Source organism: Cellulomonas sp. SG140, from assembly GCF_025770785.1.
GTDB lineage: Bacteria > Actinomycetota > Actinomycetes > Actinomycetales > Cellulomonadaceae > Cellulomonas.
Window position 1 is genome coordinate 607,344 of sequence record NZ_JANZLA010000001.1, and the last position, 13,193, is coordinate 620,536.

Below are 13,193 nucleotides of genomic sequence, written 5' to 3' on the forward strand. Positions count from 1 at the left end.
GCCGACGGACCGCTCCGGCCGTCAGCCCAGCCGCACCAGCACCTGCGCCTTGCCGAGCACCCGGGTGCCCAGGGCGCTGACCTGCAGGTCGATGCGCGCCGTCCCGGCCTCCGCGTCGAGGCCGCCCACCGTCGCGACCACCTCGACCTCGGCCTCACCGGGGTCCGGCACCGGGATCGGGCGGGTGAACCGCACCTGGTAGTCGAGCACCGCACCGGGGTCGCCCAGCCAGTCGACGACGACGCCGACGGCGGCACCCATGGTCCACATGCCGTGGGCGATCACGCCCGGAAGGCCGACGGACGTGGCGAACCGCTCGTTCCAGTGGATCGGGTTGAAGTCACCGCTCGCACCGGCGTACCGCACCAGCCGGGACCGGTCGACGGTCCGCGTACCGCGAGCGACCTCCTGGCCGACGGACAGGTCGGCGAGCACCGGGAGCGCCATCAGCCCTCCTCCGGTCGCACCGCGAGCGTGGAGACGACCGTCGCGACGGCCTCGCCGTCCTCGGCCGCGATCTCCGCGCGCGTGGTCACCATCGCCAGCCCGGCGCGCTCGGTGATCGAGTCGACGTGCAGCGTGGTCACCAGCCGGTCTCCCGCGTGGATCGGCCGGTGGTGCGTGAACCGCTCGTCGGCGTGCACCACACGGCTGAAGTCGACGCCGGCCGCAGGGTCGCGCACGTACTGGGCCTCGGCCCGCTGGGCGATCACCACGGCGAACGTCGGCGGGGCCACCACGTCGGGGTGGCCCAGCGCCTGCGCCGCCGCCGGGTCGGTGTACGCCGGGTGGTCGGCGCCCACGGCCTCGGCGAACTCCGCGAGCTTCTCCCGGCCCACCTCGTACACGGGACCGGCCGGGTACATCCGGCCGGCGTACGACGCGTCGACGGGCACGAAGGTCAGCGGGTCTCGCGGTGGACGGTGTGCCGACCGTCGCGCGGGCAGTACTTCTTCAGCTCGAGCCGGTCGGGGTCGTTCCGGCGGTTCTTCTTGGTGATGTAGTTGCGCTCCTTGCACTCCGTGCAGGCGAGCGTGATCTTCGGACGGATGTCCTGGGCCTTGCTGGCCATGGTGCTGCCACCCTCTCGCGTGGTTACCCGACGCACGACGAGCGGCCGGGAAGCTGACAGCGGCGGGGTACCCGCACGCTGGACCCGTCAATGTTACGGCATGCCCGGGCCTTCGGCCGACGCCTGGTCTCCTTCCACCGACGGCGCCCGACGCGGCCGGTCCCGCGCTGCCGAGAGCGCCACGCCGTCGGGCGCCCGACGGGAGAAGATGTCGCCGATGCTCCTCGACCTCGTGCTCGCGCTGATCCTCCTCGCCACGCTGCTGGGAGGCTTCGGCCGCGGCCTGCTGGCCACGCTCGGCGGGCTGCTCGGCCTCGTCGCCGGCGGTGCCGCCGCGTACTGGGTGGTCCCCCTGGTCAACGACTGGGCGCCGGCCCGTTGGCGGGCCGCGCTGGTGGTCCTGACGGCCGTCCTGCTGCCGCTGCTCGGGTCGTCGGTCGGCGCGCGCATCGGGCACGCGCTGCGCCGCGGCGTCGACCGGACACGGCTGGCCGTGGTCGACCGGCTGCTCGGCGCGGTCGCCAGCGTCGTCGTGATGGCGCTGGCGATGGCGTTCGTCGGGTCGGCGATCGCCGCGACCGGCGTCCCGGTGCTGGCGCCCGCGATCGCCTCGTCGTCGGTGCTCCGCACGATCGACCGCCTGACGCCCGCACCCGTGACCCGCACCCTGGCGCAGCTGCGCGGTGCCGTGCTGCACTCCGGCCTGCCCCAGCTCGGCGACCTGCTGGGCCCGCAGCCGTCGCCCACCGTGCCGTCGGTGGACCTGTCCGCCGCACCGCTCGCACAGGCGTCCAAGGCGGTGGCCCGCATCCAGGGCACCGCGTACGCGTGCGGCATCAGCTCCAGCGGCTCAGGGTTCGTCGTCGCCCCGGACCGGCTGGTGACCAACGCGCACGTCGTCGCCGGGGTGGACAAGCCCGTCGTCGAGCTGCCCGGCCAGCGCGCGAAGGTGGGGCGCGTGGTCTACCTCGACCCGGTGAACGACCTCGCGGTGATCGCGGTCGACCGCCTCGGCGTCGCGCCCCTCCCCATCGTGCCGACGCTCAGTCGCGACGCCGTCGCGGTGGTGCAGGGCTACCCCTACGGCGGCCCGCTGACGTCCGGCGGCGCCCGCGTGCTGGCCGTGAGCACCGCCAAGGTGCCGGACATCCACGGGCAGGGCGACTCCGAGCGGGAGATCTACGCGCTGGCCGCCGTGGTGCGGCCCGGGAACTCCGGCGGACCGCTGCTGACCACCGACGGGAAGGTGGCGGGCATCGTCTTCGCCCGCTCGGACTCCAACCCCGACCTGGCGTACGCGATGACGCCGACCGAGCTGCTGCCCGTGGTCGCGCGCGCCCCGGGCCTCAGTGCGACGGTCCCCTCGGGCGCCTGCACCACCGGCTGAGCGCACCTACGCACGGATGCGGTGCACCGGGGCGGTGCACCGGGTGCACCGCGTGACCGACAGACGACAAGGGCCCGGGTTCCGAGGAACTCCGGGCCTGCCGTGCCGTAGCGGGAGCGGGACTCGAACCCGCGACACCACGATTATGAGCCGTGTGCTCTAACCACCTGAGCTACCCCGCCGCGCCGGTGGTGCGGCCAGCCGCCGAGGCGGCTTGACCGGCAACACACCAGAGAGCCCCGAAAGGGAATCGAACCCTTGACCTTCTCCTTACCATGGAGACGCTCTGCCGACTGAGCTATCGGGGCGGCGCGGATCAGAGTACACGGCGGGCCGGGGGCGGCGAAATCGCGGGCCCACGCGGCGAGCGCCGTGCCACGCGGCCCGCTCGCGCCCACGTCCGGCCTGCCGGCGGGACGCCGGCGCTGCCTCTCCGGCCGCGTCCGACGAGCCGGCTCCGACATGCGGACGGGGCGCCCTCTCCGCGGAGAAGACGCCCCGTCCGTGCGTGGCGGGTGAGGGATTCGAACCCCCGTAGGCGTTGCCAGCTGATTTACAGTCAGCCCCCTTTGGCCACTCGGGTAACCCGCCTCGGCCAACCCGTCCCCGCCGCCCACCCTGACCCCGAAGGACCGTCCGGGCGAGCCGACGCGAACGCGCGGATGGAAGGATAGCAACTCGCGAGGGCCACCCGGTCCAGGGGTGGACGACGACGGCGCCCAGGGGGCGCGAGGGAGGCACAGCGATGGCGAACGAGTCGTCGTTCGACGTGGTGAGCAAGGTCGACCGGCAGGAGGTCGACAACGCGCTCAACCAGGCCGCGAAGGAGATCGCCCAGCGGTACGACTTCAAGGGCGTCGGCGCCTCGATCGCCTGGAGCGGCGAGACCATCGTGCTGGTCGCCAACTCGGCCGACCGGGTCCGGGCGGTGCTCGACGTCTTCGAGACCAAGCTGATCAAGCGCGGCATCTCGCTGAAGTCGCTCGACCTCGGCGACGGCGAGCCGAAGCCGTCCGGCAAGGAGTACCGCCTGGTCACCTCGATCAAGGAGGGCCTGTCCTCGGAGGTGGCCAAGCAGCTGGCCAAGCTGGTGCGGGACGAGGGCCCGAAGGGCGTCAAGACGCAGATCCAGGGTGACGAGCTGCGGGTCTCCGCCAAGAGCCGGGACGACCTCCAGGCGACGATCGCGCTGCTCAAGGGCGCGGACGTGGACGCCGCCCTGCAGTTCGTCAACTACCGCTGACGGAGGCCGCCGTTCCTGCCGCGCCGAGGTCGGTGACGGGCCTCAGGCGGCCGGCAGACCTGCGGCGGCGCGGGCCGCTGCCTCGATGCGCGCGGAGTACGCCGCCCACTCCTGCGCGGTGCGCCCGGGGATGTTCGGGTCGTCGGGCTTCATGCCGACTCGCCCGTCGAGCGTCTCGCGCAGGATGTCCGCCTGGCCGGCGTGCCGGGACGTGTCGACGATCACGTGCACGGCGATGCGGTGCAGGGTCACGTCCTGGTGGCCGGGCCGCCACCACGGCACCACGCCGGGGGCGTCCAGCGGCAACTCCGTCAGCGTCGCGTCCGCCTGCTGCGCGGAGTACCGGTGCAGCTCCAGGATCGCCTCGCGGGACTCGTCCGCCTGCGCCCACATGTCGTCGTCGGGGTCGCCGCCCGCGCGCTCGTACGGCGCCAGCCGTCCCTGCGGCCGCCCGAACACGGTGGTGAAGTACCCCAGCTGGATCCAGGCCACGTGCTTGACCAGGCCGAGCAGGTTGGTGCCGGTGGGTGTCAGGGGTCGACGTACGGCGTACTCGTCGAGCCCGTCGAGCTTGCCCACCAGGCTGGTGCGCTGCTCGTCCAGGTAGTGCCGGAGGGCGTCCTTGGGGTCCATGAGCGGCAGTCTGCCGGTGAGGTCCGACACCTGCGCCTGCGGGCGTCTCCCGCCTGCGGCCCTGACGCCGCGCGACGGCTCAGTACCGGGTGATCGGCCCCTGGTTGCCGGCCATCGCCTCGAGGCGGGCGATCCGCTCGGCCATCGGCGGGTGGGTGGCGAACATCTTCGCCACGCCGGCGCCCCGGAACGGGTTGGCGATCATCAGGTGCGAGACGTCGACCAGCTTCTGGTCCTGCGGCAGCGGGCGGGCGTTGGTGCCCACCTCGAGCTTGCGCAGGGCCGACGCCAGGGCCAGCGGGTCGCCGGTGAGCGACGAGCCGTCCTCGTCGGCGTCGTACTCGCGGGTGCGGCTGATCGCCAGCTGGATCATCGTGGCGGCCAGCGGCGCCAGCAGCACCATCACCAGACCCGCGATCGGGTTGCCGCCGCGGTCCCGGTCGGAGCCGCCGCCGAAGAACAGGGCGAACTGGGCCAGTGACGTGATCACGCCGGCCACGGCGGCCGCGACCGACGACGTGAGGATGTCGCGGTTGTAGACGTGCATCAGCTCGTGGCCCAGCACGCCGCGCAGCTCGCGCTCGTCGAGCATCCCGAGGATGCCCTCCGTGCAGCAGACTGCCGCGTGCGCCGGGTCACGGCCGGTGGCGAAGGCGTTCGGGGACGACGTCGGCGAGACGTACAGCCGCGGCATCGGCTGCCGGGCCTTGGTCGACAGCTCCCGCACGATCCGGTACATGCCCGGCTGCTCGAGCTCGCTGACCGGGCGGGCGCGCATGGCCCGGATCGCGATCTTGTCCGACGCCCAGTAGCTGTACGCGGTGCTGAGCAGACCGATCGCGGTGAACAGCAGGAGGAAGCGCGGCGTGCCGCGGCCCAGCAGCCAGCCGATGCCGAGCAGCAGCGCCCACATGCCGCCGAACAGCGCGGTGGTCTTCAGACCGTTGAAGTGCCGATGACTCATGGTGGCGTCGAGCTCCTGATCCGTGCACGGCGCCGGGCGGCCCCTACGGGCCGACGCGTACCGGCGTCCTGTGCCTGACAACGCCCGCTCCGCTCGCGGCGTTCCCGAGGCGCCGCCCCGGGGCAGCGCAGGGCACCGCAGCCGTCAGCCGCGCCGACCCAGCGAGACGTCCACCATCTCCTCGCGAGGCACGACCTTGACCCGCTCCCGGCCCTGCACCTCGCCGAGCGCCCGCTCGTACGCGTCCAGCAGCTGCCACCCGGACCACTCGATCGCGTCGACGCCGCGCTCGTCGAGCAGCTTGGTGACCGCCTGCGGGTCGCGCTCCGTCGCCGCGGGCAGCAGCTCCGCCTCGGCGTCCTCGCGCAGGTGCGCGATCGTCTCCGTCGCGTCCGACTTGGTGTGCCCGATCAGGCCGACCGGACCCCGCTTGATCCAGCCGGTGGTGTAGAGGCCGGGCAGCGGCTCACCGCCCTCGTCGACCACCCGGCCCTCACGGTTGGGGATCACCCCGCCCGCCTCGTCGAAGGGCAGGTCCGGGAGCGGCGAGCCGAAGTAGCCGACGGCGCGGTAGACGGCCTGCACCGGCCAGTCGGTGGTCCGTCCGGTCCCGGTGACGTTGCCGTCGCCGTTCAACGCCGTGCGCTCGGTCCGCAGGCCGACGACGTGGCCGTCCTCCCCCAGCACCTCGACCGGCCGCTGCAGGAAGTGCAGGTGGATCCGGCGGCTCGCCGTCAGGTCCTCCGGCTCCTTCAGGGTCCAGTCGGTGAGGGTCTTGACCACCTGCTTGGTCTGGTTCGAGGAGTGGATGGCCGCCATCGACCCCTCGTCGAAGTCGAAGTCCTCCGGGTAGACGATCACGTCGACGTCCGGCACGTGGCCGAGCTCGCGCAGCTCCAGCGGGGAGAACTTCACCTGTGCCGGACCGCGGCGCGCGAACACGTGCACGTCCGTGACGGGGCTGGCCAGGAGCCCCTCGTAGACGTTCGGCGGCACCTCCGTCGGCAGCAGGTCCTCGGGGTGCTTGGCGAGGATGCGGGCCACGTCGAGCGCGACGTTGCCAGCACCGATCACGGCGACCTCGCGGGCCTCCAGCGGCCAGGTGCGCGGGACGTCCGGGTGCCCGTCGTACCAGGAGACGAAGTCGGCGGCGCCGTACGAGCCGACCAGGTCGACGCCGGGCACGCGCAGCGCGGCGTCCCGGATCGCACCGGTGGCGAAGATCACCGCGTCGTAGTGCTGCCGCAGGTCCTCCAGCGTGAGGTCGGTGCCGTAGTCGACGTCCGCCAGCAGCCGGATGTCACCGCGCTCCAGCACCTTGTGCAGCGCGACGATGATCTGCTTGATGCGCGGGTGGTCGGGTGCCACGCCGTAGCGCACGAGCCCGAACGGGGCCGGCAGCCGCTCGATCAGGTCGATGCTGACGTCGAGGCCCGAGCGGGCGAGGATGTCGGACGCGTAGATACCGGCGGGCCCGGCGCCGACGACGGCGACGCGCAAGGGCGTGGTGGTCACGGGACGAAGGGACCTTCCGCGAGGGGGTTCGGTAGCTGCCGGCCAGTCTAGGCGGGACGCCCTCGGCGCCCGCCAGCACGTCTCGCATCCGGACGGACGCACGGCGTGGATGTCGGCGGCGCCACCTACAGTCAGCCGGTGGCCGACGAGCGGACGACCCCTGCCCCGACCGACGGAACCAGCCCCGCAGCCCGCCCCGGCCGCGGCGGCCTGGCGGCCGGCATCGGCGCCTACCTGCTGTGGGGTGGGCTGCCGCTCTACTTCCCGCTGCTCCAGCCGTCCGGCGCGGTCGAGATCATCGCCCACCGCGTGGTGTGGTCCCTGCTCTTCTGCCTCCTGCTGCTAGTCGCCACCCGCAGCTGGCGGCCCTTCGCCGAGCTGCTGCGCCGACCGCGCACGCTGGCCACGCTCGGGGTCGCCGCGGTGATGCTGGCGATCAACTGGCTGGTGTTCGTCTACGGCATCCTCACCGACCAGGTGGTGGACGACGCGCTGGGGTACTTCATCAACCCGCTGGTGACCGTGGGCCTCGCGGTGCTGGTGCTGCGGGAGCGGCTGCGCCGGGTGCAGTGGGCGGCGCTGGCGTTCGGCGCGGCCGCCGTGGTGGTGATCACCGTCGGCTACGGGCGGGTGCCGTGGATCGCCCTCTCGCTGACGGCGAGCTTCGCGCTGTACGGGCTGATCAAGAAGCAGGTGGGCCGGTCCGTCGGCGCCCTGCCGGGCCTCGCGGCCGAGACGTTGGTGCTCACCCCGGTGGCCGCCGGCTACCTGGTGTGGCTGCAGGTGGCCGGCACCGGCTCGTTCACCGGGCACGGCGGCTGGCACGCCGCGGCCCTCGCCTCCGCCGGCGTGGTGACGGCCGTCCCGCTGCTGCTGTTCAACAGCGCCGCCCGCCGGCTGCCGCTGTCCGTGATCGGGCTGCTGCAGTACCTGACGCCCGTGCTGCAGTTCCTCACCGGCGTGCTGCTGCTGCACGAGCACATGCCGCCCGCGCGGTGGTGGGGCTTCGGGCTCGTGTGGGTCGCGCTGGTGATGCTGGCGGTGGACGGTCTGCGGCACCGGCGGACGCAGGTGCTCGAAGCCCGGGCGGCCGTGGACGCGAGCGGGGACTGCGAGGCGGTCGCGGGGCGCTGACGGCGCACCGTGGCCCGAGGACCGGCGGGCTCAGCCGACGACGTCGACGACGACGACCGTGACGTTGTCCCGGGCGCCGACGGCCAGCGCCGCGGCGACCAGGGCGTCCGCCGCCTGCTGCGCGTCGGGGTGCGCCCGCAGCTCCGCCTGGATCCGGGCGTCCGGCAGCGCCTCCGACAACCCGTCGCTGCACACGACGATGCGCTCCGTGGGGCTGACTGGAAGCGCGAACACGTCCGGCTCGACGTCCGGAGAGCCACCGCCGAGGACTCGCGTCACCACGTGCCGCTCAGGGTGCCGCGGCACGTCCTGCGGGTCGAGGAAACCGGTGGCCACCAGCTCCGCCACCCGCGAGTGGTCGGTGGTCAGCTGCTCGAGGACGCCGCCCACCATCCGGTAGGTGCGCGAGTCGCCGACGTTGAGCACCAGCCAGCACGGCAGCCCGTCGCGCTCGCTCAGCACCACGCCGGACACCGTCGTGCCGGGGCGCCGCTCACCACCGACCGGCAGCGCACGCACCCGCTCGTGCGCCGTGCGCAGCGCCGCGCGCACGTCGTCCTCGTCGGGAGTGCCGCCCGTGAGGCTGCCCAAGGACTCGACGGCCGTCGCGCTGGCCACCTCGCCCGCCTCGTGCCCACCCATGCCGTCGGCGACCAGGTACACGCCGTCATCGGCACGGTACGAGTCCTCGTTGTCCAGGCGACCGCCTCGGTGGCTGGCGGCGCCCACCCGCACCGTCGGACCGCCCTCCCGGGGCGCCGGGTCAGCTGCGCTCATGCGGTCTTCTCCGACGACGACCAGGTGGACGTCGGTCAGCATAGCGAGGGCCGGACGGACCGCTGACCACCCGATGACCGGCCCGTGACGGTGCTCGGCCGGCCGCTCCCCCGTCGCCCGGTCCGCGCCGCAGCAACGCCCGACCGGGCGCTGGACAGCTCAGGCCGCGCGGTCCACCAGCGCGTCGGCGAACTGCACCAGGGACTCCTTGACGGGGCCGTCCGGCAGCGGTGCGAGCTCCGCCACGGCGGCACGCGCCACGGCGACGGCGCGCTGCCGCGTCTCCTCCACCACCGGGTGCCGTGCGAGGGTCGCCACCGCGGCCGCCAGCCGGTCGTCGTCCGACAGGTCCGAGTCAAGCAGGGCCACCGCCGCACGGTCCTCGTCGGTGGCGTCGGGGCCTGCCGCCCGCGCGCGCAGCAGCAGCACCGGCATGGTCGGCACGCCGTCACGCAGGTCGGTGCCGGGCGTCTTGCCGCTGAGCGACCCGTCGGAGGTCAGGTCCAGCACGTCGTCGGCCAGCTGGAACGCCAGGCCGATCAGCTCCCCGAACCGGCCCACGGTCGCGACCACCTCCGGCGAGCAGCCCGACAGCATCGCGCCGAACTGCGCCGAGGTCGCGATCAGGGACGCCGTCTTGTCGGCGAGCACCTGCAGGTAGTGCTCGACCGGGTCCTCTTCCGTCGCCGGCCCGACCGTCTCGTGCATCTGACCCATGCAGAGCCGGACGAACGTGTCCGCCTGCAGGGTCAGCGCCGGCTGACCGAGGTGCGCGACCACCTGGGACGCCCGGGCGAACAGCAGGTCGCCCGTGAGGATGGCGATCGAGTTGCCCCACACCTCGTGGGCGGCGGGAGCGCCACGACGCAGCGGAGCGTCGTCCATCACGTCGTCGTGGTACAGCGACGCGAGGTGGGTCAGCTCGACCACCACGGCGCCGTCGATCACCTGCGGGCGGTCGGCGTCGCCCAGCTCCGCCGTCAGCAGCGTCAGCAGGGGACGCAGCCGCTTGCCGCCGGCCGAGACCAGGTGCGTGCTGGTGGCGCCGACCAGCAGGTCGGTGGTCGCCACCGCCTCACGCAGGCGCGCCTCGACCGTGCCGAGCCGCTCCGTCAGTCGCGCGGAGAGCTCGGGGTCGGCGAGGGCGAAGGCCGTCGTCGTCGTCACGGGATGAACCTATCTTCCGGACCCGGTGGCGGCGCAGCGGCGGACAGCCGTCACTGCAGGAACCGCGCCACCGCGTCGACCAGGTCGAGCACCGGGGTGGGGAACACGCCGAGCAGCACGGTGCCGACGGCGCAGACCGCGATGGCGATCGCCGCGAAGCCCTCGGACCGGACGACGACGGTTGCGGTGGCCCGCTCGGTGAGCGTCGGGGCCACGGCGACGGCCGTGGCGGTGCCGCCGCCGGCGACGTCGGTCGTGAGCAGCTCGTCGGTCGCGGCCGCGGGCACGGCCTCCCCGCCAGCGACCGCCGTGTCCTCGACCGCCGCCGCAGCCGTCTCCTCGTGCGCCGCCGTGAAGAACATCAGCACGATGATCCGGACGTAGAAGAACGCGGCAGCCGCCGAGGCGAGCACACCGATCAGCGCCAGGGGCCAGGCGCCGCCGGCCACCGCCGCGGAGAACACCGCGAACTTCCCCATGAAGCCGGCCGTCAGCGGGATGCCGGCGAACGACAGCAGGAAGAGCGTGAAGGTCAGCGCCAGCAGCGGGTGCGACCGGCCGAGACCGGCCCACTGGGACAGCGCCGTCGCCTCACCCGTGATCGAGTCGCCGCTGCGCTCCCGCACCAGCGAGACGATCGCGAACGCGCCGACCGTCGCGAGGCCGTAGGCCAGCAGGTAGAACAGCACCCCGCCGATGCCGCGCTGGTGCAGCGCCACCACGCCGGTGAGCACGAAGCCCGCGTGCGCGATCGAGGAGTAGGCGAGCAGCCGCTTCACGTCGTTCTGCACCAGGCCGGCGACCGTGCCGACCACCATCGTGGCGATCGCGACGATCCACAGCAGGGCGCCGAGGTCCCACTTCATCCCGGGCAGCATCGCGTAGACGATCCGCAGGATCGCGCCGAACGCGGCCACCTTGGTGCACGCGGCCATGAACCCGGTGATAGGGGTCGGGGCGCCCTGGTAGACGTCCGGGGTCCACATGTGGAACGGCACCGCACCGACCTTGAACAGCAGGCCCGCGAACAGCAGCACCGTGCCGACCAGCAGCAGGCCCTCGGTGCCGCCGGGCGTGCCGGTCGCGGCCGTGATGTCGGCGTACCGGATCGAGCCGCTGTAGCCGTACAGCAGCACGATGCCGAAGAGCAGCAGCGCCGAGGCGAACGCGCCGAGCAGGAAGTACTTCATCGACGCCTCCTGGGACAGGAGACGGCGGCGACGCGCCATGCCGGACAGCAGGTACAGCGGCAGCGACAGCACCTCGAGCGCGACGAAGAGCGTCAGCAGGTCACCCGCGGCCGGGAACACCATCATCCCGCCGAGGGCGAACAGCGTCAGCGGGTAGACCTCGGTCTGCGACAGCCCGGCGCGGCGCGCCTGCTCCTCGTAGTCCGAGCCCGGGACGGCCGCGGCCAGGGGCGCGAACGAGTCCTCGCCGGTCTGCGTCCGGTCCGCGATCACCAGGACGGACAGCAGGCCGAGCAGCGCCAGCGTGGCCCACAGCACCAGCGTCGGGCCGTCGACCAGCAGCGAGCCGCCGAGCACGACGGTGCCGCCGGAGCGGTGCACCCCGCCCCACAGGGCGGCGACGGCGACCAGCGCACCGGCCGTGGCGGCGATCGCGAGGGCGACCTGCGTGGTGCGGCGGAGGCGGTCGGGCACGAAGGCCTCGACCAGCACACCGACCACGGCGGCGCCCAGCACGACGACCACCGGGGCGAGCGCCGTCCAGGCGACGCTCGGCGCGGTGAAGGCAGCGGCGATCACTTGGCGGTCCCTTCGGATGCGACGGCCGGCAGGTCGGCGACGCCGACGTTCTGCACGGTGGTCTGCGCGGCTGGGCGGACCAGGTTCAGCGCGGGCCCGGGCAGGAAGCCGAGCACCAGCATGACGGCGACCAGCGGGCCGATCGCCCACCGCTCCACGGTGCTGACGTCCTTCATGGTGTCCAGTCCGGGCCGCACGGGACCGGTGAACATCCGCTGGTAGGTCCACAGGATGTACAGCGCGGCGAGCACCACGCCGATGCTGGCGACCACCGCGGCGGCAGGCACCGCCGGGAAGCTGCCGACCAGCACCAGGAACTCGCTGACGAACGGTGACAGGCCCGGCAGCGCGAGCGCCGAGAGGCCGACCACCAGGAACAGGCCCGCGAGCACCGGGGTGACCCGCTGCAGCCCGCCGAAGTCGTCGATCCGCTGCGAGCCGCGGCGCGAGATCAGGAACCCGGCGAGCAGGAACAGGGCGCCGGTCGAGAACCCGTGGTTGACCATGTAGAACGACGAGCCGGCGACGGACGTCGACGTGAAGGCGAAGATGCCGAGCACGATGAAGCCGAAGTGGGACACCGACGTGTACGCCACCAGGCGCAGCAGGTCGCGCTGGCCGATCGCCAGCAGGGCGCCGTACAGGATCGACACCACCGCCAGGACGATCACCACCGGTGCGGCCCAGCGCGAGGCGTTCGGGAAGAGCGGCAGGCAGAGCGTCAGCATCCCGAAGGTGCCCACCTTGTCCAGCACGCCGACCAGCAGCGTCGAGGTGCCGGCGGGCGCCTGCTCGGCGGCGTCGGGCAGCCAGGTGTGCACCGGGAACATCGGCGCCTTGATGGCGAACGCGACGAAGAACGCCACGAACAGCAGCCGCTCGGTGGTGGGGTCCAGGTGCAGGCCGACGAGGTTCTGCGTGAGGAAGCCTTGCGGACCGCCGGGGCCCTTGAGGTACAGCGCGATGACGCCGACCAGCATGACCAGCCCACCGGCGAGCGAGTACAGCAGGAACTTCACCGCGGCGTACCGGCGTCGGGGCCCGCCGTAGCTGCCGATCATGAAGTAGACCGGGATCAGCATCGCCTCGAACAGGATGTAGAAGAGGAACACGTCGCGCGCGGCGAACACCGCGACGACGAACGCCTCGAGCGCCAGCACCAGCGCGAGGTAGCGACGCAGGCTGTTCGACGCGGACGTCGTGCTGCCCTGCTCGTGCCAGGCGGCGAGCACCACCAGCGGCACCAGCAGCACCGACATGCCGATCAGCGCCAGCGCGACGCCGTTGACGCCGACCGCGTAGGAGACGCCGAACGCCGGGATCCAGCTGTGCACCTCGGTCAGCTGGTACTCACCGGCACGGTGGGTGTCGAAGGCGAGGAACGCCAGGCCGGTCAGCACCAGCTCGGCGATCGCGAAGGCCAGGGCCACCGGCCGGACGACGTTGCGCGGCGCGGCGGGCAGCACCCACAGCACGACGGCGCCGACCAGGGGCAGCAGCACCAGGACGGTGAGCCAGGGGAAGGAAGACAT

At 73.1% G+C, this 13,193-nt stretch carries 13 protein-coding genes and 3 tRNA genes; 3 read left to right on the plus strand and 13 right to left on the minus strand.

The window, feature by feature from the left end; genetic code table 11:
- Window positions 1-21 precede the first annotated feature (21 nt).
- The 3 genes from N0B34_RS02865 to rpmG are packed head-to-tail and all read right to left on the minus strand — an operon-like array spanning window position 22 to window position 1,072.
- A complete protein-coding gene (locus N0B34_RS02865; protein ID WP_263729724.1) occupies window positions 22-447 on the minus strand; it encodes a MaoC family dehydratase in 426 nt (141 codons plus the stop codon).
- Complete coding sequence (locus tag N0B34_RS02870) at window positions 447-896, minus strand: MaoC family dehydratase N-terminal domain-containing protein (RefSeq protein WP_263729725.1); 450 nt, start codon at window positions 894-896, stop codon at window positions 447-449. The genes N0B34_RS02865 and N0B34_RS02870 overlap by 1 nt, the downstream gene beginning before the upstream one ends.
- A gap of 5 nt (window positions 897-901) precedes the next feature.
- Window positions 902-1,072: a 50S ribosomal protein L33 gene (gene rpmG / locus N0B34_RS02875; protein ID WP_263729726.1), complete on the minus strand. Its 171-nt coding sequence runs from the start codon at window positions 1,070-1,072 to the stop codon at window positions 902-904.
- Between the two features lie 217 nt (window positions 1,073-1,289).
- On the opposite strand from rpmG, the gene N0B34_RS02880 reads away from it, so the two are divergent.
- Entirely contained in the window at window positions 1,290-2,459 is a 1,170-nt protein-coding gene (locus tag N0B34_RS02880; protein WP_263729727.1) for a MarP family serine protease, read from the plus strand.
- A 108-nt stretch (window positions 2,460-2,567) separates the two neighbouring features.
- On the opposite strand, the gene N0B34_RS02885 is transcribed toward N0B34_RS02880, so the two are convergent.
- The 3 genes from N0B34_RS02885 to N0B34_RS02895 form a co-directional block, all read right to left on the minus strand.
- A tRNA-Met gene (locus N0B34_RS02885) sits at window positions 2,568-2,641 on the minus strand.
- A gap of 53 nt (window positions 2,642-2,694) precedes the next feature.
- A tRNA-Thr gene (locus N0B34_RS02890) sits at window positions 2,695-2,767 on the minus strand.
- A gap of 201 nt (window positions 2,768-2,968) precedes the next feature.
- A tRNA-Tyr gene (locus tag N0B34_RS02895) sits at window positions 2,969-3,050 on the minus strand.
- Between the two features lie 154 nt (window positions 3,051-3,204).
- On the opposite strand from N0B34_RS02895, the gene N0B34_RS02900 reads away from it, so the two are divergent.
- Complete coding sequence (locus tag N0B34_RS02900) at window positions 3,205-3,702, plus strand: YajQ family cyclic di-GMP-binding protein (protein WP_263729728.1); 498 nt, start codon at window positions 3,205-3,207, stop codon at window positions 3,700-3,702.
- Window positions 3,703-3,744: 42 nt separating this feature from the next.
- On the opposite strand, the gene N0B34_RS02905 is transcribed toward N0B34_RS02900, so the two are convergent.
- From N0B34_RS02905 to N0B34_RS02915, 3 genes are all read right to left on the minus strand, one after another.
- Window positions 3,745-4,335 (minus strand): DinB family protein, encoded by a 591-nt coding sequence (locus N0B34_RS02905; protein WP_263729729.1) that lies wholly within the window; start codon window positions 4,333-4,335, stop codon window positions 3,745-3,747.
- A 79-nt stretch (window positions 4,336-4,414) separates the two neighbouring features.
- Complete coding sequence (htpX, locus tag N0B34_RS02910) at window positions 4,415-5,299, minus strand: zinc metalloprotease HtpX (RefSeq protein WP_263729730.1); 885 nt, start codon at window positions 5,297-5,299, stop codon at window positions 4,415-4,417.
- 144 nt (window positions 5,300-5,443) lie between these two features.
- Window positions 5,444-6,814 carry an FAD-dependent oxidoreductase gene (locus N0B34_RS02915; protein ID WP_263729731.1) on the minus strand — a complete coding sequence of 457 codons (1,371 nt, stop codon included), beginning with the start codon at window positions 6,812-6,814 and terminating at the stop codon, window positions 5,444-5,446.
- Window positions 6,815-6,952: 138 nt separating this feature from the next.
- Here N0B34_RS02915 and rarD point away from each other — a divergent pair, with 138 nt between their 5' ends.
- Window positions 6,953-7,948: an EamA family transporter RarD gene (gene rarD / locus N0B34_RS02920; protein ID WP_263729732.1), complete on the plus strand. Its 996-nt coding sequence runs from the start codon at window positions 6,953-6,955 to the stop codon at window positions 7,946-7,948.
- Between the two features lie 30 nt (window positions 7,949-7,978).
- On the opposite strand, the gene N0B34_RS02925 is transcribed toward rarD, so the two are convergent.
- From N0B34_RS02925 to N0B34_RS02940, 4 genes are all read right to left on the minus strand, one after another.
- Window positions 7,979-8,725, minus strand: coding sequence for a PP2C family protein-serine/threonine phosphatase (locus N0B34_RS02925; RefSeq protein ID WP_263729733.1), 747 nt, complete (start codon window positions 8,723-8,725; stop codon window positions 7,979-7,981).
- 159 nt (window positions 8,726-8,884) lie between these two features.
- Complete coding sequence (locus N0B34_RS02930; RefSeq protein WP_263729734.1) at window positions 8,885-9,892, minus strand: polyprenyl synthetase family protein; 1,008 nt, start codon at window positions 9,890-9,892, stop codon at window positions 8,885-8,887.
- A 50-nt stretch (window positions 9,893-9,942) separates the two neighbouring features.
- Complete coding sequence (gene nuoN / locus N0B34_RS02935; protein ID WP_263729735.1) at window positions 9,943-11,661, minus strand: NADH-quinone oxidoreductase subunit NuoN; 1,719 nt, start codon at window positions 11,659-11,661, stop codon at window positions 9,943-9,945.
- The gene (locus N0B34_RS02940; RefSeq protein WP_263729736.1) at window positions 11,658-13,193 is read right to left on the minus strand and encodes an NADH-quinone oxidoreductase subunit M; all 1,536 of its coding nucleotides are present in this window, start codon (window positions 13,191-13,193) and stop codon (window positions 11,658-11,660) included. The genes nuoN and N0B34_RS02940 overlap by 4 nt, the downstream gene beginning before the upstream one ends.